Source organism: Arsenicibacter sp. R0_47, from assembly GCF_057652235.1.
In genome coordinates, this window is sequence record NZ_JBYFCJ010000007.1 from 263,155 (window position 1) to 288,322 (window position 25,168).

Below are 25,168 nucleotides of genomic sequence, written 5' to 3' on the forward strand. Positions count from 1 at the left end.
GTACTACAGGCTGTCTTTAACCGCTTTAAGCTGTTCGGCTTCCGGACTTTTCTTATACAGCGGATCGAGCGGGTAACAACCCGAAATGATGCCGTTGCGCGGAGCCGTGGTACAGTCCGAAAACGTCCGGCAAATCAGGTTCCGGGTCAGGGTTTTGCCTTCGACCATGTCGGCAGGCATGGTCGGGTAGGAGAGCACCATCCGCCCGAAACCGATGCTGTCGGCCATGCCGTGGTTAAGTACATATTGCGCCACGTTCGGCAACCACTCCTGTAAATACGAGTAGCCGGAGCCAATGATTGTCAGGTCAGGAAACGCCTGTTTGAGCGCATGGGTTACGTCGATCTGCCGTTTCACCCCGATCAGCGGGTCTTCCGGCGGCAGGTAGCCATCAGAAGGCGGGAACAGGGCCGGACGCATCAGATGCGGGTTGTAGTAAGGGCTGCCGCCCGTAATGCAAACAAGCTCAATGTCAAGCGATTGAAGCAGCGACAGAAACGCCTTGGCTTCGGTCAGGTCGAGACCGAGGCCGTTATCCTGACCGCCAAACGCATATGGATAGGTTTCGGCCGGTTCGGGAATGCCCTGACCGTCGGTTCCTTTTTTAAACGGCAAAAAGTCAAAGGCGCTGAGCCGTACCCCGATGCCCAGACCTGGCGCGGCTTCGCGGATACCAGCCACAATGCTGCGGAGGTACCGCGTACGGTTTTCAAACGACCCGCCATAGCGGCCTTCCCGGTCAACAGCGCTCAGAAATTCATGGCCCAGATACCCGTGGCAGTGCTTAACGTCCACGAAATCATAGCCCGCCTGTTGAGCCAGCACCGCTGCGTCGATGTATTGCCGGATAATGCCGTCGATGTCGTCGTCGGTGAGGGTCGGGTGCTCCTGTGTCATCCCGAACTTGCTGTTCAGAAACGGGTGACTGTACAGAATCTTCGGCTCAAACTGCTTGTGGCTGTGTGGTTTACAGAACCGCCCCGAGTGGGTCAGCTGCAGGCCGATCAGCAGGTCGTTGGTAGTATCGAATTTAGCCGCATGTTCGGTCAGGAGCAGCTGCCGGAGCGCCACAAACTCGTCGTAGGTATCCTTGTTCAGCACCAGCTGATTGGGGTTGGCCTTCCCGGAATGGCATACAGCAACCGCCTCGCAGCCAAACAGCAGTTTGGCCCCGCTGACGGCAAACTTGCGCCAGCGATTGCGGGTATAATCAGTCGGCCGGCCGTCAAGGGTGCCATCCCAGCCTTCCATCGGCAGAATACACAGGCTGTTACCGATCGTTTTGCCCGATTTCAGATGAATCGGTTTCCGGAACGGACTGTCAGCGGCCGGCAATAAAGTATCATCAAAAGGCAGGTCGATCTGGTTGGTTTGCAGGTAGTTCCGGAGATCGCCGGCCGTTTTCAGTTGCGCCATGCGCGGAAAGCGGGGTTTGTATTTTTCGCTCATCGTGGCAAGCAGTTAAAAAACGTATAGTACGGTTGGATTGAATCAGCAAGTCGCTGCACGTAAAGCGCCAGTTCGCGTATGTGATAGTCGCCCCACATACTCGACTCCCCATACGGGATCGGACTGCCGGCCGGAACGTAATCCCAGCCATTGGGACGGTGATAAATTGAGTGCAACAACAGGCCCTGATGGGTTGGGTCGGTACTCAGGTACGGCTCGTCGAGCAGGGTGTTCAGCACGGTAAGGCCGGCCTGTGTATACCGTTGTCCGGCCTCCTGATCACCTTTGGCCGTGAGGTAGTTGCCGAGCCGGAGTAATCCCTGAGCGCCGATAGCTGCCGCCGAACTGTCAACGGGTTCATAGGCATTGAACGGATCGGCGGGGCGGTCAAGGTAATCGCCGAGCAGGTGCAGGAACGGTGCTCCGGTATCCCAGTACGGTACCCCGTCTGTTGGTGTATATTCGATATAGAAATCGCAGGTCGCTTTGGCAGCTTTCAGCATATAAGCCTCAACCGCCGTGCGGCCGCCAAACGGTTCGAGTTCGCTGTCGGGCAGGGTGGCGAGGTATTCGAGCTGCTCGGGGAACCCGCACATCGCCCAGGCAAGGCCGCGTGTCCAGGTCGAAAAGCCGGTATAGCCCTGCTGCGAATTCGGGCAGCGGAAGTTGCCGTCTTTGGTGTTAAAAACGCTTTCGTGAGCCGTTCGGCCCCAAAGGTCGTAGCTATCGCGGCCTTCACCGTAAAAAACGGAGTAGTCGGCGGTGGCTTTGATGTGCTGCAAGGCCCGGTCAAGGAGATTAATGCGGGCGTCGTTCTCCGCCTGAAACACATGCCCGAGGCTATGGCTTACGACCAGTGCCCGGCAAGAGCGGATGGTATCGACAAACAGCGAATGTGGCCCGTTGAACGAGTGAATGAAACCACCGTTTTTGATGGTTGTCCAGCGGCTCGCCTGCACGGCACCGGATATTTTCAGGGCCAGCTCGTAAAAATTCTGCTCCCAGTCCTGCTGCGGGATCCTGCCTTCGCGCATGAGCCGGAGCAGGTTGCCATAGGTACTGACGTTGTTAAAGCCGTGGTCATGCACGCCGATATGACTGACGTGCGGGGCCATTGCCTGCACGGTTTGCCGGCGGCCCTGTTCCAGAAAATAGCTGTCGCCGGTAGCATCGAACTGTAAAATAGACGAGCCGTACTGAAAGCCCTGCGTCCATTCGGTCCAGCCGCGGGTCGTATATTTACCGGCAGCCGTGAACACAGGTGAGCCCTTTGCGGTATCGTATTCGGCGTCGATCAGGCGGATTTTTTGGGCCGAAAGCTCCCAGAACCGGGTCAGTTTCGAGGTCAGGTCTGCGGGGGTAAGGTGGTCGTTAATCTGAATCATCGTTCGCGGATAAGAGAAGCGAAGAAATAGGTTGTTGTTGGGTTTATCCTCTAAAGAGTGTCTGGCTGCCTAATTACTGCCTTTTCTCCAATCCGAAGCCAATTTGCCATGTTGAAATGGTATCTTGCCGCTAAACTTAGTAACCTCAAAAAACATGAAACACATTATCCTTGCTTTGGGGCTGGTGCTTGGTGCCTTGCCCGCTGCGATGGCACAAACGTTCAGAGGTGTTGACAAAACACCGATGGATATGGCCTACTATCCGGACGATTATGCACACGACCGGAAATTTGCACCCGCTAAAATCGGAACGGACAAGGCGATGGTACGGGTGGTCTATAGCCGGCCTGCCAAAAACAACCGTGAGGTGATGGGGAAACTGGTGCCTTATGGTAAAGTCTGGCGGATGGGTGCCAATGAAGCGCCGGAAATCAAATTTTATCAGGATGTAACGCTGGGGGATAAGAAAATCCCGGCGGGCAGTTATGCCTTACTGGCCATTCCGGGTGAGCAGGAGTGGACCATCATCATCAGCTCGGACGTGGATCAGTGGGGAGCTTACAGCTACAATCAGGCGCTGGATGTAGCGCGCATAACAGTGCCGGTACAGAAAACCGAAACACCGGTAGAAAACTTCTCGATTCAGTTTGTGAAGAAAGATGCCAAAAATGCGGTCATGAACATCGGCTGGGACACAACAGTGATTCCGGTGCCGGTGGGGCTATAAAAATAGTGGCGCTAAAACAAAAGTGGTGGCACGTACGTAGGACGTCCCCGTCCAGTCGTGCCACCACTAAGTTAACCGGCGATACTAATCTCCGGCTTATTTCTTTTTCTTACCGGCAAATGGTCTGCGGTATTTCGCCTTGGCTGGCTGACTGCTGCCACTGCCACCACCCTGCTTCTGTGCGCCGAGGAGCTGCTCGGCAAGATCGGGCCGGTTGAGCTTGTTCAGCCGGTTACGGATCCAATCCTTAAATTCCGGTTTATACCAGAAGAAATACCGGTTCTGTGCCTGTTTCTCGTCACGGGTTTTGGCCGTTTTGACCGGCTTGAGCGTATACGGGTGGACGCCCGAATAATAGATTACCTCCGCGACGGTCATCGGTGTCGGCGTAAAGTCCTGCACCTGTTCCAGCTGGAAACCCATGTCTTTGGTTTCGGCCGCCAGATTGGCCATATCCTGTTCTTCACAGCCGGGGTGCGACGAAATGAAGTACGGAATCAGCGGCTGTTTCAGGTTATGCTTGTCCGAAATCTTGTCGTATTTTTTCTTAAAGAGCTTGAAGTATTTAAACGACGGCTTCCGCATAATCCGGAGCGTGTCGTCGGACGTATGCTCAGGCGCTACCTTTAACCGGCCGGATACGTGGCGGGTAATCAGCTGCTCCATGTACTCGTCGTGGTTGCCGTCTTCGTTATTTTTATTGAAATCATCGACAAGCAGATCATACCGGACTCCGGAACCCACAAACGCCTTTTTGATGGCCGGATTGGCATCAACCTTGCGGTAAAGCTGCGTCAGCGGCTTGTGCGACGTATCGAGGTTGGAGCAGATAACCGGGTGAATACAGCTCGGGCTCTGGCAACGGGCGCAAATCGACTCGTCCTTGCCCTTCATCTTATACATGTTGGCCGACGGACCACCCAGGTCGGAGATATAGCCCTTAAATTCCGGGTGTTTTGTGATCTCGTCCACTTCCTTCAGGATCGATTCTTCGCTGCGGGACGCAATAAACTTACCCTGGTGCGCCGAGATGGTGCAGAAACTACAACCACCGAAGCAGCCACGGTGCATGTTCAGCGAGAACTTGATCATTTCGTAGGCCGGAATGGCACCCCGTTTTTTGTATTTCGGGTGCGGCATACGCGTATACGGCATATCGAACGACTTGTCGATTTCGGTTTCATCCATCGTCTTGAACGGCGGATTGATAACGAGAATCTGATCACCAACCCGCTGCGTAATGCGGTTGGCCTGCCATTTATTCGACTCTACCTCAACGATTTTGAAGTTGGCCGCATATTTAATTTTATCAACCAGACATTCTTCGTGGCTCGTCAGTTCAACCGTATTCCAGTTGTTGTACTCGCGCAGTTCCGAAGGACCGTCGTGCATGAAGGCGACCTGATTGATGTTACGCATCGATCCGAACGGAACGCCTTTGCGGGTCAGTTTCAGGATTTCGCGCAGGGGTTGTTCGCCCATACCATATACCAACATGTCGGCCCCTGAATCTGCCAGAATTGACGGCATCAGCCGGTCCTGCCAGTAATCATAGTGTGTCACGCGGCGCAGCGATGCCTCGATGCCACCCAGTAAAACCGGTACATCCGGATACAGCTCTTTCAGTATTTTGGTGTACACGATGGTGGCGTAATCGGGCCGGAAACCAGCCTCACCGCCAGGTGTATAAGAATCATTCGAACGGCGGCGCTTATTGGCGGTGTAGTGATTCACCATCGAATCCATACAACCGGCTGTAACCCCGAAAAAATACTTCGGGCGGCCGAATTTTTTAAAGTCGCGCAGGTCATCCTGCCAGTTTGGCTGCGCAATAATGGCCACGCGGAAGCCTTCGCTCTCCATGATCCGGCCGATCACGGCAGTGCCAAAGGCCGGGTGGTCAACATATGCATCCCCGGACACCAACACAATATCCACTTCGTCCCAGCCTCGTTTTTCGACTTCTTTCATCGTTAGAGGCAACCAGTCTGTAAGGGGTCTTTCGATCATGGAGAATAAGAAAATTACTATTTATAAAGAGTCAAAATTACAAAATAGTTCAATTGAAATTTTCAGTAGTAGTAAAACCCCAAGGTATAAGTAAGGCTGTAGCACAAAAAAAGCTTCCGGGAAGTTCTAAACTTCCCGGAAGCTTAAGGATGGATACCGGATACTGATGAATAAAGATCAGGCAGGATCAATGAAAAGAATCAGCGCATTGTTGGATAAGGCTTCAAATTCGATTTCGCCTGCTCCCCGCAACGACATGCTGTCGCGGGCATGCAGGAGCCGGTTCTGTACTTCAAAGGCGCCTTCTACGACAAATGCAAACAGCTCTTTTTCGGGGTCCGAGGCGCGCAGGCTGTCTTCCTGACGGCCGCCATACTGACCGACAAACACGCGCATATCCGTACCGCCAACCGAAAACAGCTGGTTGGTTACTGCCAGATCGAAGGCTATAACCGAGATTCCGGGGCTGAACCGTTCGGCTGGCCGGGCGGTGAGCCAGATGTGCAGGTAATTAATCAGCTCCGTATCGTACGGATTGGTAATGGAATACGACGAATGGGCGGGTAAGGATAATACAAGCGCTTCGCCGGCAACCGCATAGCTGGTATCTGCCACCGGACTACTGACTTCAACGCCACCGACGAGGGGAAGGATCAGAACGAACATAGCCTCATCAACCTGCATGGTCAGCTGACGGCCGGCTGCCAGCGTATCGTCATTCACGACGCAGAGCCGGCCAAACGGAGCTCGTCCCTCAGCCTGATAAGGTCCGAAGTTAAATGTATGGAAACTGCGGAAGCCGTCCGTTTCGGCAATACCCCGCTGATCGGCTAAATACAATTGTCCCTGAACGTCGGTAAGCATCGGAAACGTGGTTAGGCGCTGACAACAATCGTGTGTGTAAGTACGTAGCCGGCCGAAACGCTGCCGGTTACAGTCGCCAGTTCGGTCGTGAAACCGTCGCTGAAAACATTGTCCCGCTCGTTGGTCGTATCCTGCGTACCACGGGTATAATAAGTAGTGGCCGTTGTATATACGGTATCACACACATCTTTCGGGAAGGCAATCTGCGTAACGAGCAGCGACTTGCCGGTTGAGTCGTAAATGTGTACGTGAATGTGCGGTGCCCGGCCCGAGTACCATCCCGGAAAGATGGACGTAAAACCTACCAGACCATTGGCATCGGTTGTCTGACGCCCACGCAGAAAGTGAACCGACGTAAAGTTGGCCGACTGCATACCCGTGCCGCCATATTCTGAGTAATAGCCATCCCTGTCGCAGTGCCAGATGTCGACCAGGGCACCTTTCAGAGCGGCGCAGCTGCTGTTTTTGTTCTGGATCGTAATTTTTATGGTAAACGGTACACCCGTCCGGTCTGACCGTATATCGGTCAGTACCAGCGATGACGGGGTTTTAGTCGGAAAAGGACCTTCTGTTTCAGAAGGGGTAGCCGTGCAGCTTCCGGTGGTAGTGCCCGTTGATGTTCCGGTGCCCGATGTTGAGGCGGCGTCTACTTCCGTCTTCGTACAGCCTGTCAATGGCATAATCATGCTGATGCCGAGTGCTGTAAATCCCTTTTTCAAAAAGTCTTTGCGGTTCATGTGATTAGTCAGGCGATTGATTGTATATGCCTAATACGCAAAACAGACTCCCGGCATTGCAGAAGGACGAAGGTTATCGGTAAACAGAGGTTTTTTGCCGGTAAACACCTGTCAGATGTCTTTCACACAGCGGAAACCAAGGTGCATCAGGGAGGTTTCCGGGGTACTGCCCGAGCGTCCCGAAACCCGGTAGCCGTGGCACCAAGAAGGCTCGCAGAGGTAGGAGCCGCCGCGCTGGGCACGCTCGGTTTCCGGCCCGATCTTAGGCTCAGCACGGTTCAGCAGGTCCTGATACGAAACTTTCCAGTTGTCACACCATTCCCAGACATTTCCCGAGAGGTCGGACAGCCCGAGCGGAGATTTACCGAAATGCCCGACGGGGGAGGCATGATGAAACCCGTCCGTCACCTGATCGAAATTCGGAAAGGTGCCGTTCCAGGTATTGGCCATGGCTTTACCGCCGGGTGCCAGCTCGTCGCCGAAGGGGTAAAGGGTACGGTCGTTGCGGCCGTTGCGGGCGGCATGTTCCCACTCAATTTCATGGGGCAGTCGTTTGCCGGCCCATTTCGCATACGCTGTGGCATCGTTCCAGGAGACCTGGGTAACCGGCAGATTATCGGCCGCCTTTCCGGCTTTCGGGCCGTAGGGGAACTCCCAGTTTGCGCCTGGTACCAGTGTCCATTCCTTTGTAGAATCACTCAGCACACCGGCATCGCCGAATTGCTGCGCCTGTGTTTTGTAGCCGGTTGCCTTGATAAATTTCCGGAACTCACCAACCGTCACTTCGTGCTGATCGATCATAAAAGGCTTTACCAAGGCCCAGAACGTTGGCTTTTCCTGGTCCAGCCCGTCTTCAGAGCCCATCTGAACATAGCCGCCCGGTACATACACCATCCCGTCCGGCAGTTGTTTGGGCGGACTGGCAGCCGGAGCAGTAAGGTCAGCCGGTTTTTCAGAAAGGACGGTAATGGTTGGTGAAAGTGAAAAAGACGTCTGATCGGAAGATTGGCAGGACCAGCAAATCAGGCCGGTAAAAAGCAGGGAAACTATTTTTTTCATGTATGCCAAAAGGACAAAAGCGCGTCGGGTAAAGAAAGCTCTAATTTACCGATGGTTATAATGTGGTAAATTGGAGGATGAAAATTACCTAAATTTCTTTAACTTGCTATACCATTTCACTGCCTTGATTCGATTTGCTGATCGAATACTTCCGTAACGAAACATTTATTTTTCACTGATAAATGCCCTATCTGGACACGTATACGCAACCGCTTACGGCAAAGACGGCTGCCCATTTGTTGCGCCGGGCAACATTCGGACCCACACAAACAGAAATTACCGGATTTACCGGCAAAACGGCTGCCCAGGCGGTACAGCTTCTGATTCAGAATGCGAATGTATCCCCGTTACCGCCCATTGATCTGGACAGTACAAAGGCTACGGCAGGCCAGACATACCTCGAAAAGGCCTTTAACGGAGACCGGAATTTTGATTTCGGGACCTATATTAAATGGTGGTGGTACGGGATTATGGCTGATCAGTCGAATAAGCCGGCCTTGCTGGAAAAGCTGACTCTTTTCTGGCAGAATCACTTCGTAACGACCCGTGAGGTGGTCGATGACTACCGCTTTGTCTGGCGCTATTTTCAGCTGCTGCGGACCAACGCACTCGGTAATTTCCGGACACTGGTGACGGGCATCAGCAAAGATCCTGCCATGCTGCGTTTTCTGAACGGAAATGAAAACGAAAAAGGTAAACCCAACGAAAACTATGCCCGTGAATTACAGGAGTTATTTACCGTCGGTGCGTTCGATTTCGCGGGTAATAAAAACTATACCGAAGACGATGTAAAGGCAGCTGCCCGTGCCCTGACCGGCTGGAAATACACCAACTACTGGGTAAACGGCTCAACTACTTTTGATACGACGTTCACGGCGACTAAGCACGACACGGACGCCAAGGTTTTTTCGGCAAAATATAACAGTACTACCATTCCGGCCCGGACAACGGCACCGGCGGGGTTTGCCAATACGGGTGAAGCCGACCTGAGCGATCTGATTACGATGCTGCTCAATCATCCCGAAACGCCGAAATTTATCTGCCGTAAACTCTACCGCTGGTATGTAAATCCGAATGTAACACAGGAGATTGAAACCAACGTGATTGTGCCGCTGGCGCAGTTTTTTGCCGGCTCGTCGAATAACTATGCCATTCAGCCGGTGATTGTAAAACTGCTGACCAGCCAGATTTTCTTCGATACGGCAAATATCGGTGCGATCATTAAATCGCCGCTTGAGCTGGTTATTGGCTCGCTGAAGTTTTTTGATCAGCCTGTGCCGCCGATGGCTACAAATTACGCTGCTTACAAAAAGCTGTTCGGCGATTTTGCCCACTGGCGGATGCGGGATATGCAGATGGATGTCATTGACCAGCCGACGGTATTCGGGTACGAGCCTTATTATCAGACAGGTTACTCCAGAATCTGGATGAATACCACCACCATTGCCCTCCGAAGCGATTTTACCGATGCCTTTATCTGGCGGTGGCTGGTTGTCGATGCCAATTATTACGGGACGGGTGTACCGTACAAAATGGGTATTGATGTACTGGCGTGGGCAACATCGCTGCAAACTAATTTCTCCGACGTTACCGGAACTCCGTCCATTACCTGCGTTGATGTGCTGGAGGCATTTGCAAAAAACATGTTTGCCACCGATCTGTTTCAGTCGCAGAAGGATTTTCTGATTGATACGATTATGATGCAGGGAATTCCGCGCACGTCCTGGATCAACGAATGGAATAACTACCGGACGACGCCGACCAACACGAACCGCAAAAACGCGGTTACCTATCGTCTTCAAAATCTGATGAAGTACATGCTCCGGATGGCGGAGTACCAGCTTTGCTAACCCAATCAACTATCATGAACCGTAGAGATTTTTTTAAAGCGAGTTCGGCTTGTGTGTTGCCGGTAATGATTGACGGGTTCGGGATGAAGGCGCTGGCCCGGGATTCTGTGCTTGTACAGTCGCTGTTGCAGACAACGGCCGCCAACACTGACCGTGTACTGGTGATTATTTACCTGAACGGAGGGAACGATGGCCTGAATATGGTCCTGCCGCTCGATCAGTACTCCGCGTATAATACCCTCCGCAGCAACATTGCCATACCCCAGGCCAGTGCCCTGGCGCTGACCGGAAATGATACTACAGGTCTGCATCCGGCGATGACCGGCCTGCAAAGCCTGTATAATGACGGAAAACTGTCGATTGTCCATTCGGTATCGTATCCGAATCCCGACCAGTCGCATTACCGCGCGACGGACATCTGGATGACAGCCGTAGACAGTACCCAGACCGCTGATACCGGCTGGGCGGGTCGTTACCTCGAAGACCGTTATCCGAGCTATCCGACCGGTTACCCGAATACCGATATGGAAGATCCGCTGGCAATTCAGATCGGGTATCTCACCTCAACCGCACTGCTGGGCAGTCAGGGTTCAATGGGAATTGCTATCAGTAATCCGGATAGTTTTTACCAGCTGGTAGGAGCAGGCGGCGCTACATCGCCGGGGGACTTGCCGTGTTGTGATGCCGGCGAACTAATTTCGTTTATCCGTCAGCAGCAGGCATTGTCAGTTGGCTATGCCGGCGAAATCAAGAAAGCCGCCGATGCCGGAAAAAATTTGGCTACTTACCCGACGTCCGGTGTTAACTCACTGGCTGATCAGCTGAAAATTGTGTCGCGCCTGATTCACGGCGGGCTGAAAACGAAAATCTATTTTGTCTCGCTGGGCGGGTTTGATACGCATTCCGGGCAAGTCGATACAACGGATAATACAAAGGGTGCCCACGCCACGCTCCTGGGAAAACTATCGGACGGGATTGCCCTCTTTCAGCAGGATCTGAAACTACAGGGTATCGAAGATAAGGTGATCGGGATGACGTTTTCTGAGTTTGGCCGCCGCGCCAACTCGAACAACTCAAAAGGAACGGACCACGGTGTGGCTGCGCCGATGTTTGTTTTTGGGTCCGGTGTAAAACACAGCACCATTGGTACCAACCCGAACCTGTCTGATTTGTCGGGAACGGGGACAAACAAGGAAATTAAAATGCAGATCGATTTCCGGCGGGTTTACAACGACATTCTGAACGATTGGTTCGGGGCGGGGCAGAGCAAAACCGATACCTTGCTGTTCCGGAATTTCCCGACGGTCTCGTTGTTTTCGAATATGGTTGAATCGGTTGCCTCAGGCGACTGGACCGATAAAAATACGTGGACGGTCGGGCGGATGCCGTTCCCGAATGAATTCGTCCGGATTTGTCCGGGGCATACCGTAACGATTGGCCAATCGGTTACGCTGCGTAATCTGAAGCTGGACGGAAAACTGAAATTTGCCGGTAATTACAAGGTAAAACTTACCGGATAAACCGCTGATGTCCGAATGCAAAACACCCCGGCAGGTTTTCCTGCCGGGGTGTTTTGCGTATAATCAGTACGGATTGTTACAAATCAGCAACTGCTTTTCTGATTTCGTCTTTTGTCTTGCCGGTTTTTTGCTGTACCCGACCCCACATTTCGTCTTCTTTACCTTCTTCGTATGTCAGATCGTCGTCTGTCAGGTCACCGTATGCTTGTTTGATTTTGCCTTTGAGCTCGTTCCACGCTCCTTTGATTGTTGTCTCGTTCATGACGTTGATAGTTTAATGATTTATGTGTCTGCCGTGGCAGCTTACACCATATAGACTTATTCAGAGACGGAATGTTCAGAAAAGATGAGGGAACGGCCCAAAACGGGTAAAATGGCCTGATAAGAAGTACCTGAGGTATATAAAACAAAAAAGCCAAGCGAGACACTCTCTTGGCTTTCTGATTTACTCAACGTTATGAAAAACTTTTCTTTTCGACGCAATAATAAAACGAAAGTAACAAATAATTGTTTCCCGTTCGTTAAATTTTTTTCAACAATTTTATAAGTGTCTGATAAGCAGTGTAATGTATTTTATCAAAAAGATAAAAAGTAATAATCTGCTATGTATTTTTTGTGTCACCTATTTGGCCGTCGCGTATCGTAAGTGTTCTGTCTGCCAGATCGGCCAATTGCTGGTTGTGTGTAACGATAACAAATGTTTGCCCGAATTGATCCCTCAGATTAAAAAAGAGTTGATGTAGTTCCTGCGCGTTGTGGGAGTCGAGGTTTCCGCTGGGTTCATCGGCAAAAACAATGTCCGGCTGGTTGATCAGGGCACGGGCGACGGCGGTCCGCTGCTGCTCTCCGCCCGACATCTGAGAGGGAAAGTGATCGATCCGGTCTTTCAGCCCCAGCGATTGCAGCAGTTCGGCGGCACGTTTACGGACGCCGGCTTCGGGTTTACCGGAAATAAAGCCCGGCAAACATACATTTTCAAGGGCCGTAAATTCAGGTAACAGATTATGAGACTGAAAAATAAAGCCAATCCGTTCGTTGCGGAAGCGGGCCAGTTCGCGGTCATTCAATGTAAAGGCCGACTCGCCCGCCAGCACCAGCTCTCCGCTGTCGGGCCGGTCGAGGGTGCCCAGAATATGGAGTAATGTACTTTTACCAGCCCCCGAAGCGCCGACAATGGAGACTACCTCGCCCGACTGAATGGAGAGGTTGATACCCTTTAAAACGGGAAGATTGCCATAGGTACGACGCAGATCGGTTGCCTGAAGGAGTGTTTGCATAAAGTGTACGTTTTGTCGTTTATTTCGCCCGGTTTCGGATAGATTGACGCGGTTAAATGAAAACTGTGCTCTATAAACTGATAACTCAACAAAATTATTGGCTAACTTGCTGCGCGAACGCAAAACTACTGTTTTCCTTTATTTGTCATGAATATACACGAGTACCAGGGTAAAGAAATACTGAAGCGCTACGGCGTCCGGATTCAGGAAGGTATCGTTGCCGAATCGCCGGAAAAGGCAGTTGAGGCAGCTAAACAAATCATGGCCCAGACGAACTCTAAATTTGTAGTCGTCAAATCACAGATTCATGCTGGTGGCCGCGGTAAGGGTAAGGTCCAGGGTTCAGAGCAGCGTGGTGTTGCGCTGGCGAAATCAGTGGAAGATGTACGTACCATTGCAACCAACCTGATTGGTAACGTGCTGGTAACGCATCAGACTGGCCCTGAAGGCAAAAAAGTAAATAAGGTACTGGTTGCTCAGGACGTATTCTATCCGGGTGATTCAGAGCCGAAAGAATTGTACATGGGTATCCTGCTCGACCGTGCTAAAGCCTGCAACGTGATCATGGCCAGCACCGAAGGGGGTATGGATATTGAAGAAGTGGCTGAACATAGTCCGGAAAAAATCATCAAAGAATGGATTAATCCAGCCGTTGGCTTACAACCGTTCCAGGCCCGTAAAATTGCGTTCGCCCTTGGCCTGACGGGTGAAGCCTTCAAAGAAATGGTAAAATTCGTTACATCCTTATATAAGGCGTACATTGATTCAGACGCATCGATGTTTGAAATCAACCCGGTGCTGAAAACATCGGATAACAAAATCCTGGCGGTTGATGCGAAAGTAAACCTTGACGATAACGCCTTGTACCGTCATCCGGACCTTGCTAACCTGCGCGATATCTCGGAAGAGGATCCGCTCGAAGTTGAAGCATCGGCCAATGACCTGAACTACGTAAAACTGGACGGTAACGTCGGATGTATGGTAAACGGTGCCGGTCTGGCAATGGCTACCATGGACATCATCAAACTGTCAGGCGGTGAGCCGGCCAACTTCCTGGACGTAGGGGGTGGAGCTAACGCGAAAACGGTAGAAGCCGGTTTCCGTATCATCCTGAAAGATCCGAACGTAAAAGCAATCCTGATCAACATCTTCGGTGGTATCGTTCGTTGCGACCGTGTGGCGACCGGTGTTGTAGAAGCATACAAAGCAATCGGTGATATCCCGATTCCGATCATCGTTCGTCTGCAAGGTACGAACGCCGAAGAAGGTGCACGGATCATCGACGAGTCAGGTCTGAAGGTTTACTCTGCTGTTCAGCTGAAAGAAGCCGCTGAAAAAGTAAAGCAGGTTCTGTCTGCGATGTAATCGCGACCTGATGCATACATTAAAAAGGCCCGGGAGCAGCTGCTCCCGGGCCTTTCTTTTATTGACAGGATTACGTGATTTACGTGTTTCTTGCTGCTTTCGCTCACATAACCCAGTCCTGATAACGTATTGACAGGCTTAGCTGGCTGAATCCTGTTCATCCTGTAATCCTGTCAATACGTTATCGCTTGTAATACTTCATTGCTTCCGGCATCAGCTTTTTTATATCGCTGATCCGGCGCTCATCAGACGGGTGCGTTGACAGGAATTCCGGTGGCTTCTGGCCGGAACCGGCTTTTGCCATGCGGGTCCAGAACCCTACCGCTTCATTCGGGTCATAACCCGCCATAGCCATGAAAATCAGCCCGAGGTGATCGGCTTCTGATTCCTGCTTCCGGCTATGAGGCAGCTCGCGGAGCACCTGATAGCCTACTGGTAGAGCCACACCCGCCGCTTGTAAAAGCAGGGCATTCGTTTGCGTTCTCTGAGTCTGTGACATGGTACCTAAAACAAGCTGTCCGCCCTGAATCAGACCATTTGCAACCAACCCCTCACTCATGCGCTCATTCCCGTGCTCAGCAATCGCATGTGAAATCTCATGGCCCATGACCGTTGCCACACCCGCTTCGCCCTGACAATACGGCAGGATACCGGTATAGAAAGCTACCTTACCGCCAGGCATGCACCACGCATTTACCTGCGGACTTTGAATCAGGTTGAACTCCCATTGATAGCCTTCAAGCCGGCTGCCTAAGTTGTTCGTATTCATGTAGTTTTCCATAGCCGCACGCAGACGGCTACCGACTCGTTTGATCATTTCGGCTTGGGAACCATTATTGACAACGGTACTCGTATCCAGTACTTCCTTATAGTTAGTAAACGACATGGGTAACAGCTGAGAATTCGGAACGAAAGCTAACTGATTTCTGCCGGTCAACGGGACCTTCTGGCAACCGATGGCGATTGAAAAAAGTAAAACGCCCAAAAGTATTTTCTTCATTGTAGTAAACGATTTATAGTATCAGACGGCAAAACTGTCAAATATGTACCTTTTTTACCGGGTGATTGTTCATTTTTTTTATTGTCGGATTCGGCCACACCGTCATTAGTCCGTAGATTTGCGGCTTTAAAACGGATCGTTTAACCGGTTACAGAACCCTTCTGTACGTCTCTGATTCATGAAAATCATCGCTGTCGGCCGCAACTACGCTGAACATATTAAAGAGCTCAACAACGAGCAGCCCGAAGATCCCGTCATCTTTACCAAGCCCGAAACGGCTATTCTGCGCAATAATGACGCCTTCTATTATCCGGATTTTTCATCGGATGTACATCATGAAGTAGAGATTCTGGTTAAGATCAGCCGGACCGGTAAAAATATTGACGAAAAATTCGCCCATAAGTATTACGACGAAATCGGGGTCGGAATTGACTTCACGGCCCGTGACGTGCAGAGTAAACTGAAGGCAAAAGGCTTGCCGTGGGATCTGGCCAAGGGCTTTAATGGCTCGGCCCCGATTTCGGGGTTTGTGCCCAAAAGTCAGTTTGCCGATTTACAGAATGTCGGTTTCCGGCTCGATGTGAACGGTGAAACACGGCAGCAGGGCAATACCAGCATGATGCTGTATAAAATTGACTACCTGATCGCGTTTGTATCGCGTTACTTCCTGTTGCAGCAGGGCGATATCATCTTTACCGGTACGCCGAAAGGGGTAAGCGGCGTGCAGCCCGGTGACCGGCTGACAGCGTATCTGGAAGACCAGGTAATGCTGGATTTTGAGGTAAAATAAGGATTTAGTACGCCTGTCCACGGGCAATTACAGCATTTTAACGATTTGGAATGAGTATTCGACGGTTTGGGAAAAGCACTTTATTAGCTGGTTTTTTATCGCTTGGCGTCATTGGTGGTGTGTTTGGGCAACTGAAACGGGAGATAAAAAAAACAACCCTCACCTCGGAGAATGGAACCAGTTATCTGGGGCCGGGCTACTTTATGTTCCCGATTCAGCCGGGACAGGAAAACTCCCTGTCGGGTGGTCTGGGTGATTTGCGGGCCAATCACTTTCACGCCGGTCTCGACATCCGTACCGGCGGGCGGGAAGGCCTGAATGTATACGCCGCTGCCGATGGCTACATCTCCCGGATTGCCGTATTTACGGGGGGCTATGGTAATGTCATTTTTATCAAACACCCGAACGGCCTGACCACCGTGTATGGTCACCTGAAAGAGCTGAAGGATACGCTGGGTGTATACCTGCGAGAGCAGCAGTACCGCAAACAGACGTTCGAGATTGACCTGCGGCCTGCTCCGAATCAGTTTCCGGTTAAAAAAGGAGATATTGTAGCGCTGTCGGGTAATACGGGCGGTTCCGGCGGTCCGCACCTGCATTTTGAGGTACGGGACCCGAAAGATAACCTGATTAACCCGCTGCTGTATGATTTCAAGGAACTGAAAGATAGCCAGTCGCCGGTGATTGAGCGGATTGCCCTGAAAACGCTGACGACCAGTTCACGCATTAACGGGGAATACCAGCGTGTTAATCTGGCGCCGGTTCGCCGTTCCGACGGCACATACGGGATAAACCAGCCGATTACAGCCTCGGGTCTGGTCGGCATGGAAATTCTCGGCTATGACCGTACGGGCGGCTCGCCGTATAAAAACGGACTGAACTGTATCGAAATCAAGCTGGATGGCAAAGAGGTGTTTGCGTACAACATGGATACGTTTCCCAATGAGCTGACCCGCCTGATGAACATCCACGAAAACTATGAGGTGGAGCAGTTATTCGGGTTGCGCTACCACCGCTGTTATGTGGCTGATGGCAACACGTTGCCTATCTACCGGACCGATGGCCGGCGCGGGCGTTTACCACTGTTTGACGGTCAGCCGCATGAGGTGGAAGTAACCCTGTTTGATGTCTATCAGAACCCGACGGTACTGCGGTTTACGCTCCAGCCCGAACCGGCAACGGTTGTGCAGGCAACGTCGGTGGTGCCGGGCAGTGCGGCAGAAGCGGCTACGATTACAGTAGACGAAAGTGTATTGAAGCTGGCCGTACGGAACTTCCGGACGCCTGACGTACCGGTAGCGCTGTTATTTCACGGCTCGAAAATAGATGAATTACCGGTAAGTTATATCCGTCAGAACCAGGGCATTTACCTGATTGATCTGAACAAACATATGCCGGATTCAATTCAGGTGGGGCGTGGGGTGGTTGCCACCAATTTCCGGAAACGAATACTGCCGGGCCGCCCGCAGGAATATGAAGGGGACGGAGTTAAGCTGAATTTTGACAGTAAAACGCTGTTTGACACCCTTTACCTGACAACGAGGCAGTTGCCGAACGGTATGCTGGAAATTAACCAGCCAACGATTCCGGTCAACGACTACCTGACGGTTACCTGGACGCCGGCGTATCCGGTTGCCGTAGATACGTCCCGTACGCGGGTTTATATGGTCAGTGGAGGGCGGAGCCGGTATGTAGGCGGTACCTGGAAAAACGGCCGGATTGAGTTCAGAACACGGGAGCTGGGGCGTTTTCAGTTGCAGACCGACGTGAATCCGCCGTCAATTAATGTACTGTCGGCTTCGGCAAACGGCATTTCGGCCCGTATCAGCGATGACCGCTCCGGTATCGGAACGTTCCGGGCGCTGGTCAACGGGGAATGGGTGCTGATGCAGTATGACTACAAACGGGCACTGATCTGGTCGGACAAACTGTATCCGGACGAAGAATTTCCGGATGACGCTGAAGTGATCATTGAGGTTAGAGACCGGTCTGGTAATGTCTCTACCAGCCGGACGATCATCAGCAAGCCCAAACCGAAAGCAAAAGTCAAAGCAAAATCAACGGCTAAGAAAAAAGCGGCTCCGAAAGGAAAATCCAAAAAGCGCCGCCGGTAAAAACAGGACTCAAACCAGTTGACTATGAGTTTACAAGTTGGTGATATGGCGCCGGATTTTACGGCAAATGATCAGAACGGAAATGCAGTCCGTCTGTCAGATTACCGGGGGAAAAAGGTTGTCCTCTATTTTTACCCCAAAGATGATACCCCCGGCTGTACGGCACAGGCCTGTAGCCTGCGGGATAATTACAGTGCGCTTCAGACGGCTGGTTATGAGGTCATTGGCGTAAGTGTTGACGGCGAGAAAGCCCATCAGAAATTCATCAGCAAATACGAGCTTCCCTTTACGTTAATTTCCGACACCGATCAGAAAGTGGTGGAGGCGTATGGCGTATGGAAAGAAAAATCGATGTATGGCCGCACGTACATGGGAACTGTACGGACTACGTTTGTCATTGATGAAGGTGGTGTGATTGCGGAAATCATCGGAAAGGTTGATACAAAAAAACACGCAGAACAAATTTTAACGTAAGTTGACAACCTCTTTTGAGGCCACTGTAAGGCTTGCAAACCTAAAACTATGGAAATCCAACAACTCGAACAGATTGCTACACAGGTTCGGCGCGACATCGTTCGGATGGTTCATGCCGTAAATTCAGGCCATCCCGGCGGATCACTGGGCTGTACTGATTTTCTGGTAGCACTTTATTTTGATGTAATGCGTCTGAAAGAAGACGGGCAGGGCACGGTTATTTTTGACATGGACGCAAAAGGCGAAGACGTTTTCTTCCTGTCTAACGGCCATATTTCACCGTTGTTTTACTCGGTACTGGCTCGTCGGGGTTATTTTCCGGTTACTGAACTGGCTACGTTCCGGAAGCTGGACAGCCGTTTGCAGGGTCACCCGACAACGGCCGAGCACCTGCCGGGCATCCGGATTGCATCAGGTTCACTGGGTCAGGGTCTGTCAGTCGCCTGTGGTGCTGCCCTGGCCAAGCGTCTGAACGGCGATGACTCGCACGTATATGTCCTGATGGGAGATGGTGAGCAGCAGGAAGGTCAGGTTTGGGAGGGTGCTACCTTTGCCCCACACCACAAACTGGGTAACCTGACGGCAGTTATTGACCTGAACGGTCAGCAGATCGATGGTCCGACCAGTCTGGTCATGAACAACCGCGATCTGGGCGAAAAATACAAGGCATTCGGCTGGAACGTGGAGCACATGGAAGGCAACAACATGGCCGACGTAGTAGCGAAACTGAAAGCATCGCGCAAGGATGCCGATGTACCAACCCTGATTCTGATGCATACCGAAATGGGCTATGGCATCGACTACATGATGGGCAGTCACAAATGGCATGGTGTTGCGCCGAACGATGAGCAGCTTGCCGTTGCCTTGAATCAATTACCACAAACTGTCGGACAGGAGGATTATTAATTATGAAAAAATACACGTTTACCGAAAAGAAAGATACTCGTTCAGGCTTTGGCGCAGGGATTCTGGAGCTGGGCCGGACAAACCCGGATGTTGTGGCGATGACTGCCGACCTAGCGGGCTCCCTCAAACTGGAAGGCTTTATCAAAGAATTTCCGGAGCGCTATGTGCAGTGCGGTATTGCCGAAGCAAACATGATCGGGGTGGCTGCCGGTCTGACCATTGGCGGTAAAATTCCGTTTGCGACAACGTTTGCCAACTTTGCCACCGGCCGCGTATATGATCAAATCCGGCAGTCTGTTTGTTACTCTAACAAAAATGTTAAAATTTGTGCATCACACGCCGGTTTGACATTGGGTGAAGACGGAGCAACGCACCAGATTCTGGAAGACCTCGGTATGATGAAAATGTTGCCCAACATGACGGTCATCAACCCGTGCGATTTCAACCAGACCAAGGCCGCTACCATCGCCATTGCGGAGCATGAAGGTCCGGTATATCTGCGTTTCGGCCGTCCGGTTGTACCGATTTTTACCCCGGCTGATCAGAAATTCGAAATCGGTAAGGCCGTTATCCTGAACGAAGGTCCGGACGTGTCGATTTTTGCAACCGGTCACCTGGTTTGGGAAGCTATTCTGGCGGGTGAGAAGCTGGCTGAGGAAGGAATTGAAGCTGATATCATCAATATTCATACGATTAAACCGTTAGATGAAGAGGCAATTCTGGCTTCGGTGAAGAAAACAGGATGTGCCGTTTCGGCGGAAGAACACATGCTGAACGGTGGTCTGGGCGACAGCGTTGCCCAGGTGCTGGCCCGTAATTATCCGGCACCGCTGGAAATGATCGGCGTGCATGATACCTTCGGCGAAAGCGGTACTCCGGCCCAGCTGATGGAAAAATATGGCCTGACTGCCGACAAAATTGTTGAGGCTGTTAAGAAAGCCATGCAGCGCAAAGCCGCGTAACGTAGAGATGCAACATCTTGCGTCTCCTCTTCCGGAGGTTTCGGGAATACCTGAGGCAACGAGACGTAAAATAGTTTGATGAACTGACGTAGACTAGAGACGCAATAGCTTGCGTCTCTACTGATATAAAATGACTGACCAGGAACTCCTCGAAAAATACCGTGACCCGGCAAGCCGGAATTATGCCTTTAATTTGCTGGTGCGTAAGTATCAGCAGAAAATTTATTGGCATATTCGTAAAATGGTTATCGACCATGACGATGCGGATGATCTGGTGCAGGAAACATTTATCAAAGTGTGGTCGAGTCTGGAACACTTTCGGGGTGATAGTCAGTTATATACCTGGATTTACCGCATTGCTACGAACGAGTGCCTCAACTTTCTGAATAAAAAACGGCGTAAGTTTTTTCTCCCTATCGGTGATGTGGAAGGAGAGCTGCTGGAAAAACTGGAAGAAAATTCAGACTTTGTAACCTCAGGAGGGGATGTCAGTGGTGAGGAAATACAGTTGAAACTACAGAAAGCCTTGTTGAAATTGCCGGATAAGCAACGGCTGGTATTTAATATGAAGTACTTCGATGACATGAAGTACGAAGAAATTTCGGAAATTACGGGTACGTCGGTGGGGGCACTCAAAGCGTCTTACCATTTAGCGGTGAAAAAAATTGAAGAATTTCTTAACGGCGAGTAAACCTTATCCATTGAGCCCTGTCAAATAAGCAAATGGCTATGAATGAGAAGAAATACATATCGCTGGACGAGCTGAAGGCTGGGCATCCGCTCAGACAGCACCCCTTTGAAAGCAATGCTTCCAGCGTGCCGGAGGGGTATTTTGACACGCTGCCTTCTCGCGTTCAGGCTCGGGTTGCCAAAAAACAACACGGTTTTTCCGTCAGTTGGTCATGGCAACGTTCGGTTGCATCAATGGCAGGAGCGGGTTTAGTGGCGGCTTTGGTTTGGATAACCTGGCCCGCCCGGCAGGAAGCGCTCGATAATGAATCCCTGAGCGGGGTTAGCAATGAGGCAATTCTGAGTTACCTGGACGAAGAAGGTGTGACAGTAGATGATCTGTTAGACAATGCTGTCCGACAACCGGCAGTTAGTAGTGACTCAACGTTGTTCCGATATCTGGACGTTCGGCCGGAAGATGTTCGGCAACACCTTGACAAACACGAATTGTACGACCCACAAACAATGGAATTTGGTTCTTGAAACACACAGTAATGATTACCATGCGACGACTTATAGGCTTTTGTTTAGTTTGGTTGCTGTTATCTGGCGGGGTAGCACTGGCGCAAGGAGGAGGAGGGAGACAGCAAATTGAAAGTGCCAAGATTGGTTTGATTACCAACCGGCTTAACCTGACCGCTGACCAGGCACCTGGCTTCTGGGCGATTTATAACGAATACGACGATAAACGGTCGGATATTCGCCGGAAAATCCGCCAGCTGAATGGTGGCCAGAACCTGACAGACGAAAAAGCACTCAGCAACATCAAGGAAATTAACGAACTCAAACAGCAGCTGGCAAACCTGGACGAAGACTATTCGAAAAAGTTTCTGAAGGTGATTTCGCCCAAGCAGCTGAATGAACTGTACAACACCGAACGGACGTTCAGTAAAATGCTCCTCGAGCAGTTAAAAAATTAACACTAACCCATACATGAAGAAGCCCGCTCAATGGTTGTTGAGCGGGCTTTGCTATTAGTAGCGTTCGACTTTAAACCGGGAAATCCCGCCGTCGAACCGGATGTTTATTTTCTTCGTTGCCTTATCATACTCCGGACTTAGATAGACGCCGTTGCCGGTGTTCTGGAAGTCTTCGAGTTCGTTGATATTCAGCGCACCATCCTTTTCAATCCGGCAACCGACCTGAGCCGGGACCCGGATGACAACAGAGGCTACACCGGCACTTACTTTAACATCGGTCTGCGCCGCTTTGTCGCCGAGTTTCAGGTCTACGTCGGCTGCACCGGCATCGACCGATACCTGCCTTACCTGAAACGCACTCAGGTCGAAGTCGCCTTCACCGGCACCCATGTCGATATCAATGTCCCAGACCGGATTCGGGTTCAGCCTGATGTCAACCTTATTTTTCAGCTCCCCGTCCTTAATCTTTACATTACCTTCGTTAGGGGTCAGAACGATTGTCGGCGTGCGGGTTGTCGGGTCGCGCTCAACTTCCATTTTATAGACGCCGAATGTCTGTTTTGTTTCCGCCTTAATAAGGTCCGTTGAGGTTTCGCCGATCACGAAATGACCGGCACCGCCTTCGAATTTGAGTTTGGCTTCCCGCGTATCAGCCGACATGCTTTCGACAAACACGTTTTCCTGCACTTTGCCATCGTCAGACCGGAAGGTATCGTTTTCATCTTCTTCGGCTTCGCGGTCATCCTCGTCGTCGTCATACTTATCGTCGCCGAGATGATATTCATACCGGCCAAAATCGCGGTCGCGGTTCAGGAAACTGAACAGAGCGACCGGAGCAATGATACCGAGCAACAGCGTCGTAATAATGACCAGCTGGCTGTTTCGTCGCTCCAGAATCAGGTTCACACCTGCCAGAATCAGTAACAGAGGCCAGAAATCTTTCAGGTAGTCCCAGTCAATGGTCAGCCAGCCCATATTCCGGCCGAGGAACAGCAGACCAAAGACCACAAAGAAACAGCCCCAGAAAAGTCCTTTCGTCTTCATGGTTTATAGCGTACCGCCCGGGTTCGACGGTGAGTTATAGTCGGTCGGATTGTTGTAATTCGTCGGATTATTGTACGTGTTATTGTCATAAGGCGGCTTAATCCGGTCTTTAAAGATCAGCCAGACACCGATGGCAATCAGGATCAGCGGCCACAGGTCACCAAAATCAATGTTGAACCAGCGGTCTAATAAAAACAGGACACCCAGAATGATGAGAACTACCCCACCAATGATACTACCTTGCGGTTTTTGATTTGATGCGTACATAGAAAAAGAAGGATTAGCGTAAAGAGTTGACTGAGAATAAGCGGTTCCGGATAAACGCTCCGGCAATGCTATCCACAAGATAATGTAAATAATCGCAGCCGGACAATGTGGCAGAAAAATTCCGATAACAAATAATGCGCGGACTAAAGCAACATCGAGATTGAAATAATGTGACAGACCAGCACATACGCCGCCGATTTTTGCCTCATCGGGAAAGCGTTCTAAGCGTCGTTCCATTGTTCATCAGTAGTTGATTGATGATGTAAACCTAGCCGGTAGCGGCCGGAACGGCAATGGAAGATGGAAGAGTGGAAGCTTGATTTGATGAATAGAGGGTTTTGCCTGATAATAGGTAATACATACTACCGTGTTTTGCCAAGAAAACCCTCAACAGAAGCTTATTCGTCGGTTTCGAGTACTTCAAGTATATCCATCAGCTCACCGAATTCCTTATTACCGGGGCGTTCTTCATCGCCGCCCTGCAGGGCAATACCCTGAACCGGCAGCGTTGACAGCAGCGCATCGACTGAGCTGGCTGTGAACCCGGCGCCGAGTAATACAGGGTGCCGGTTAGCCAGCTGGTTGATTTTTGCTGAAAGGTCACTGTCCAGATGCAGGGCAGCACGGCTTTCCAGCAACAGAAAATCAGCACCGGCTACCGGCGTAGATGCCAGGGCTTCGAGCTGTTCGAGCGAAAGCAAGGATAAATCGAGCGCCAGAATAACCGGTTTGTCAAACGTAGAAACATACGGTAAGAGAGCGCTCTCGGTAATTTGTAAAACGTCGGGCTGATATTGATCGAGCAGTTGTTCCAGTTGGGTCAGATCGGTCGAGGTCGTTTCGCCGACAATCCGGACACCGGCTACCCACGAACGGATTTCGGCTAATTTTTTCGGATCAACGTATTCGGGCGATTGCTCGTCCATAGAGAAGCCAAGCATATCTACGCCCATACCGGCGCAATAGCGGGCATCACTCAGGTTTGTAACGTTACTGATTTTGACGATGGTTTTCAGAGCCATTGTAAACAGAAGAAGAACAGAGCACCGTCGTCTTTGCAACGGGTTGCTGTCCGGTGAAGTAAAATACAAAAGTAATGGACTGCTCATAATTAGTTGCCGCACGTTAGGTAAGCCGGTGTTTTTTTTCCGGAGTTCACTATTTTGCCTTACCCAAACGCAGACCGCCTATGTCCCGGTTATTCAGTGTTGTCCTGTGCCTGCTTGTTGCTTTTGCCGCACCGGCACAAAAGAAGTTTATATATAAATCGGCGAAGGATTTACAGGCACTTGAACCGGCGGCCTACTATTATATCGACTCCGCCAAAAACATGACATTTTCCCGGATTCGTGAGCTACCCGACAGTATCTTCCGGTTAAATACCAAAAGCTTTCTCAATTTTGGGAATACTGACTATCCACTCTGGCTGCGGATTGATATCAAAAACGAGTCCGGCGAGGAGTTATATCTGCTTCAGCAGTTGCATGATGTCCGGATGCTGGACGTCTATGCGATTGACGGGAAAAATAACCGGAGATCCTGGTTCACGGGGGCAATGCGACCGTTCGGCACTAATTTTCTGGAACGGAATCAAACTGTTTTTGATTTAGGGAAATCGCCTGAAAGAGTCTATATGCGGGTGCAGGGCTTTCTCATAAAACCCTATGCATGGTCATAAATTCGATTAGTGAGTTAAAATCATCCGCAAACTGATCGATT

At 51.0% G+C, this 25,168-nt stretch carries 25 protein-coding genes; 13 read left to right on the top strand and 12 right to left on the bottom strand.

Translation table 11 applies throughout. From position 1 onward, the window contains the following. Nucleotides 1–3 precede the first annotated feature (3 nt). Together AC23NW_RS15705 and AC23NW_RS15710 are read right to left on the bottom strand one after the other, a co-directional pair. Nucleotides 4–1,449 (bottom strand): oxidoreductase, encoded by a 1,446-nt coding sequence (locus AC23NW_RS15705; RefSeq protein ID WP_487450585.1) that lies wholly within the window; start codon nucleotides 1,447–1,449, stop codon nucleotides 4–6. Further along, on the bottom strand, nucleotides 1,446–2,834 hold the full coding sequence (locus AC23NW_RS15710; RefSeq protein WP_487450586.1) for a glycosyl hydrolase: 1,389 nt from the start codon (nucleotides 2,832–2,834) through the stop codon (nucleotides 1,446–1,448). The genes AC23NW_RS15705 and AC23NW_RS15710 overlap by 4 nt, the downstream gene beginning before the upstream one ends. A 154-nt stretch (nucleotides 2,835–2,988) precedes the next feature. Between AC23NW_RS15710 and AC23NW_RS15715 the strand changes: the two genes are divergently transcribed. After that, nucleotides 2,989–3,561 carry a DUF2911 domain-containing protein gene (locus AC23NW_RS15715; protein ID WP_487450587.1) on the top strand — a complete coding sequence of 191 codons (573 nt, stop codon included), beginning with the start codon at nucleotides 2,989–2,991 and terminating at the stop codon, nucleotides 3,559–3,561. A 96-nt stretch (nucleotides 3,562–3,657) separates the two neighbouring features. Here AC23NW_RS15715 and AC23NW_RS15720 read toward each other — a convergent pair whose 3' ends face one another. The 4 genes from AC23NW_RS15720 to AC23NW_RS15735 form a co-directional block, all read right to left on the bottom strand. Beyond that, nucleotides 3,658–5,571 (bottom strand): YgiQ family radical SAM protein, encoded by a 1,914-nt coding sequence (locus AC23NW_RS15720; protein WP_487450588.1) that lies wholly within the window; start codon nucleotides 5,569–5,571, stop codon nucleotides 3,658–3,660. A 177-nt stretch (nucleotides 5,572–5,748) separates the two neighbouring features. Further along, on the bottom strand, nucleotides 5,749–6,435 hold the full coding sequence (locus tag AC23NW_RS15725; protein ID WP_487450589.1) for a pirin family protein: 687 nt from the start codon (nucleotides 6,433–6,435) through the stop codon (nucleotides 5,749–5,751). Between the two features lie 11 nt (nucleotides 6,436–6,446). After that, a complete protein-coding gene (locus AC23NW_RS15730; RefSeq protein ID WP_487450590.1) occupies nucleotides 6,447–7,172 on the bottom strand; it encodes a dioxygenase family protein in 726 nt (241 codons plus the stop codon). 111 nt (nucleotides 7,173–7,283) lie between these two features. Continuing rightward, on the bottom strand, nucleotides 7,284–8,231 hold the full coding sequence (locus tag AC23NW_RS15735) for a formylglycine-generating enzyme family protein (RefSeq protein ID WP_487450591.1): 948 nt from the start codon (nucleotides 8,229–8,231) through the stop codon (nucleotides 7,284–7,286). A gap of 182 nt (nucleotides 8,232–8,413) precedes the next feature. Here AC23NW_RS15735 and AC23NW_RS15740 point away from each other — a divergent pair, with 182 nt between their 5' ends. Next, complete coding sequence (locus tag AC23NW_RS15740) at nucleotides 8,414–10,081, top strand: DUF1800 domain-containing protein (RefSeq protein WP_487450592.1); 1,668 nt, start codon at nucleotides 8,414–8,416, stop codon at nucleotides 10,079–10,081. Between the two features lie 14 nt (nucleotides 10,082–10,095). Beyond that, the gene (locus tag AC23NW_RS15745) at nucleotides 10,096–11,601 is read left to right on the top strand and encodes a DUF1501 domain-containing protein (RefSeq protein ID WP_487450593.1); all 1,506 of its coding nucleotides are present in this window, start codon (nucleotides 10,096–10,098) and stop codon (nucleotides 11,599–11,601) included. Nucleotides 11,602–11,677: 76 nt separating this feature from the next. Here AC23NW_RS15745 and AC23NW_RS15750 read toward each other — a convergent pair whose 3' ends face one another. Further along, complete coding sequence (locus AC23NW_RS15750) at nucleotides 11,678–11,863, bottom strand: CsbD family protein (protein ID WP_293840113.1); 186 nt, start codon at nucleotides 11,861–11,863, stop codon at nucleotides 11,678–11,680. A gap of 340 nt (nucleotides 11,864–12,203) precedes the next feature. Next, entirely contained in the window at nucleotides 12,204–12,878 is a 675-nt protein-coding gene (locus tag AC23NW_RS15755; protein ID WP_293840116.1) for an ABC transporter ATP-binding protein, read from the bottom strand. A gap of 147 nt (nucleotides 12,879–13,025) precedes the next feature. Between AC23NW_RS15755 and sucC the strand changes: the two genes are divergently transcribed. Next, nucleotides 13,026–14,243, top strand: coding sequence for an ADP-forming succinate--CoA ligase subunit beta (gene sucC, locus AC23NW_RS15760; protein WP_487450594.1), 1,218 nt, complete (start codon nucleotides 13,026–13,028; stop codon nucleotides 14,241–14,243). A 181-nt stretch (nucleotides 14,244–14,424) separates the two neighbouring features. Here sucC and AC23NW_RS15765 read toward each other — a convergent pair whose 3' ends face one another. Next, a complete protein-coding gene (locus tag AC23NW_RS15765) occupies nucleotides 14,425–15,243 on the bottom strand; it encodes a M48 family metallopeptidase (RefSeq protein WP_487450595.1) in 819 nt (272 codons plus the stop codon). Nucleotides 15,244–15,421: 178 nt separating this feature from the next. Between AC23NW_RS15765 and AC23NW_RS15770 the strand changes: the two genes are divergently transcribed. From AC23NW_RS15770 to AC23NW_RS15805, 8 genes are all read left to right on the top strand, one after another. After that, nucleotides 15,422–16,033, top strand: a complete 612-nt coding sequence (locus tag AC23NW_RS15770) for a fumarylacetoacetate hydrolase family protein (protein ID WP_487450596.1) — start codon at nucleotides 15,422–15,424, stop codon at nucleotides 16,031–16,033. Between the two features lie 50 nt (nucleotides 16,034–16,083). Next, nucleotides 16,084–18,147, top strand: coding sequence for a M23 family metallopeptidase (locus tag AC23NW_RS15775; RefSeq protein WP_487450597.1), 2,064 nt, complete (start codon nucleotides 16,084–16,086; stop codon nucleotides 18,145–18,147). A 24-nt stretch (nucleotides 18,148–18,171) separates the two neighbouring features. After that, nucleotides 18,172–18,621 carry a thioredoxin-dependent thiol peroxidase gene (gene bcp, locus AC23NW_RS15780; protein WP_487450598.1) on the top strand — a complete coding sequence of 150 codons (450 nt, stop codon included), beginning with the start codon at nucleotides 18,172–18,174 and terminating at the stop codon, nucleotides 18,619–18,621. Between the two features lie 48 nt (nucleotides 18,622–18,669). Then, nucleotides 18,670–19,527, top strand: a complete 858-nt coding sequence (locus AC23NW_RS15785; protein ID WP_487450599.1) for a transketolase — start codon at nucleotides 18,670–18,672, stop codon at nucleotides 19,525–19,527. Nucleotides 19,528–19,529: 2 nt separating this feature from the next. Then, nucleotides 19,530–20,489: a transketolase family protein gene (locus AC23NW_RS15790; protein WP_487450600.1), complete on the top strand. Its 960-nt coding sequence runs from the start codon at nucleotides 19,530–19,532 to the stop codon at nucleotides 20,487–20,489. A gap of 130 nt (nucleotides 20,490–20,619) precedes the next feature. Continuing rightward, nucleotides 20,620–21,180, top strand: coding sequence for an RNA polymerase sigma factor (locus tag AC23NW_RS15795; RefSeq protein WP_071501616.1), 561 nt, complete (start codon nucleotides 20,620–20,622; stop codon nucleotides 21,178–21,180). A gap of 38 nt (nucleotides 21,181–21,218) precedes the next feature. Next, on the top strand, nucleotides 21,219–21,701 hold the full coding sequence (locus tag AC23NW_RS15800; RefSeq protein WP_293845708.1) for a hypothetical protein: 483 nt from the start codon (nucleotides 21,219–21,221) through the stop codon (nucleotides 21,699–21,701). 20 nt (nucleotides 21,702–21,721) lie between these two features. After that, nucleotides 21,722–22,138: a hypothetical protein gene (locus AC23NW_RS15805; RefSeq protein WP_293845711.1), complete on the top strand. Its 417-nt coding sequence runs from the start codon at nucleotides 21,722–21,724 to the stop codon at nucleotides 22,136–22,138. Nucleotides 22,139–22,192: 54 nt separating this feature from the next. Here the strand turns inward: AC23NW_RS15805 and AC23NW_RS15810 are convergent, their stop codons facing one another. From AC23NW_RS15810 to trpF, 3 genes are all read right to left on the bottom strand, one after another. Next, nucleotides 22,193–23,182, bottom strand: a complete 990-nt coding sequence (locus AC23NW_RS15810) for a toast rack family protein (protein WP_487450601.1) — start codon at nucleotides 23,180–23,182, stop codon at nucleotides 22,193–22,195. Nucleotides 23,183–23,185: 3 nt separating this feature from the next. After that, nucleotides 23,186–23,686, bottom strand: coding sequence for a PspC domain-containing protein (locus AC23NW_RS15815; protein WP_487450602.1), 501 nt, complete (start codon nucleotides 23,684–23,686; stop codon nucleotides 23,186–23,188). A 161-nt stretch (nucleotides 23,687–23,847) separates the two neighbouring features. Beyond that, nucleotides 23,848–24,471 (bottom strand): phosphoribosylanthranilate isomerase, encoded by a 624-nt coding sequence (trpF, locus tag AC23NW_RS15820; RefSeq protein ID WP_487450603.1) that lies wholly within the window; start codon nucleotides 24,469–24,471, stop codon nucleotides 23,848–23,850. Nucleotides 24,472–24,638: 167 nt separating this feature from the next. Between trpF and AC23NW_RS15825 the strand changes: the two genes are divergently transcribed. Beyond that, a complete protein-coding gene (locus tag AC23NW_RS15825; RefSeq protein WP_487450604.1) occupies nucleotides 24,639–25,127 on the top strand; it encodes a 7TMR-DISMED2 domain-containing protein in 489 nt (162 codons plus the stop codon). The last annotated feature ends 41 nt before the right edge of the window (nucleotides 25,128–25,168 follow it).

Excerpts from the sequence above, each read along its gene's own strand:
- AC23NW_RS15705 (WP_487450585.1), bottom strand. The coding sequence starts at position 1,449 with ATGAGCGAAAAATACAAACCCCGCTTTCCGCGCATGGCGCAACTGAAA.
- AC23NW_RS15710 (WP_487450586.1), bottom strand. The coding sequence starts at position 2,834 with ATGATTCAGATTAACGACCACCTTACCCCCGCAGACCTGACCTCGAAA.
- AC23NW_RS15715 (WP_487450587.1), top strand. The coding sequence starts at position 2,989 with ATGAAACACATTATCCTTGCTTTGGGGCTGGTGCTTGGTGCCTTGCCC.
- AC23NW_RS15720 (WP_487450588.1), bottom strand. The coding sequence starts at position 5,571 with ATGATCGAAAGACCCCTTACAGACTGGTTGCCTCTAACGATGAAAGAA.
- AC23NW_RS15725 (WP_487450589.1), bottom strand. The coding sequence starts at position 6,435 with ATGCTTACCGACGTTCAGGGACAATTGTATTTAGCCGATCAGCGGGGT.
- AC23NW_RS15730 (WP_487450590.1), bottom strand. The coding sequence starts at position 7,172 with ATGAACCGCAAAGACTTTTTGAAAAAGGGATTTACAGCACTCGGCATC.
- AC23NW_RS15735 (WP_487450591.1), bottom strand. The coding sequence starts at position 8,231 with ATGAAAAAAATAGTTTCCCTGCTTTTTACCGGCCTGATTTGCTGGTCC.
- AC23NW_RS15740 (WP_487450592.1), top strand. The coding sequence starts at position 8,414 with ATGCCCTATCTGGACACGTATACGCAACCGCTTACGGCAAAGACGGCT.
- AC23NW_RS15745 (WP_487450593.1), top strand. The coding sequence starts at position 10,096 with ATGAACCGTAGAGATTTTTTTAAAGCGAGTTCGGCTTGTGTGTTGCCG.
- AC23NW_RS15750 (WP_293840113.1), bottom strand. The coding sequence starts at position 11,863 with ATGAACGAGACAACAATCAAAGGAGCGTGGAACGAGCTCAAAGGCAAA.
- AC23NW_RS15755 (WP_293840116.1), bottom strand. The coding sequence starts at position 12,878 with ATGCAAACACTCCTTCAGGCAACCGATCTGCGTCGTACCTATGGCAAT.
- sucC (WP_487450594.1), top strand. The coding sequence starts at position 13,026 with ATGAATATACACGAGTACCAGGGTAAAGAAATACTGAAGCGCTACGGC.
- AC23NW_RS15765 (WP_487450595.1), bottom strand. The coding sequence starts at position 15,243 with ATGAAGAAAATACTTTTGGGCGTTTTACTTTTTTCAATCGCCATCGGT.
- AC23NW_RS15770 (WP_487450596.1), top strand. The coding sequence starts at position 15,422 with ATGAAAATCATCGCTGTCGGCCGCAACTACGCTGAACATATTAAAGAG.
- AC23NW_RS15775 (WP_487450597.1), top strand. The coding sequence starts at position 16,084 with ATGAGTATTCGACGGTTTGGGAAAAGCACTTTATTAGCTGGTTTTTTA.
- bcp (WP_487450598.1), top strand. The coding sequence starts at position 18,172 with ATGAGTTTACAAGTTGGTGATATGGCGCCGGATTTTACGGCAAATGAT.
- AC23NW_RS15785 (WP_487450599.1), top strand. The coding sequence starts at position 18,670 with ATGGAAATCCAACAACTCGAACAGATTGCTACACAGGTTCGGCGCGAC.
- AC23NW_RS15790 (WP_487450600.1), top strand. The coding sequence starts at position 19,530 with ATGAAAAAATACACGTTTACCGAAAAGAAAGATACTCGTTCAGGCTTT.
- AC23NW_RS15795 (WP_071501616.1), top strand. The coding sequence starts at position 20,620 with ATGACTGACCAGGAACTCCTCGAAAAATACCGTGACCCGGCAAGCCGG.
- AC23NW_RS15800 (WP_293845708.1), top strand. The coding sequence starts at position 21,219 with ATGAATGAGAAGAAATACATATCGCTGGACGAGCTGAAGGCTGGGCAT.
- AC23NW_RS15805 (WP_293845711.1), top strand. The coding sequence starts at position 21,722 with ATGCGACGACTTATAGGCTTTTGTTTAGTTTGGTTGCTGTTATCTGGC.
- AC23NW_RS15810 (WP_487450601.1), bottom strand. The coding sequence starts at position 23,182 with ATGAAGACGAAAGGACTTTTCTGGGGCTGTTTCTTTGTGGTCTTTGGT.
- AC23NW_RS15815 (WP_487450602.1), bottom strand. The coding sequence starts at position 23,686 with ATGGAACGACGCTTAGAACGCTTTCCCGATGAGGCAAAAATCGGCGGC.
- trpF (WP_487450603.1), bottom strand. The coding sequence starts at position 24,471 with ATGGCTCTGAAAACCATCGTCAAAATCAGTAACGTTACAAACCTGAGT.
- AC23NW_RS15825 (WP_487450604.1), top strand. The coding sequence starts at position 24,639 with ATGTCCCGGTTATTCAGTGTTGTCCTGTGCCTGCTTGTTGCTTTTGCC.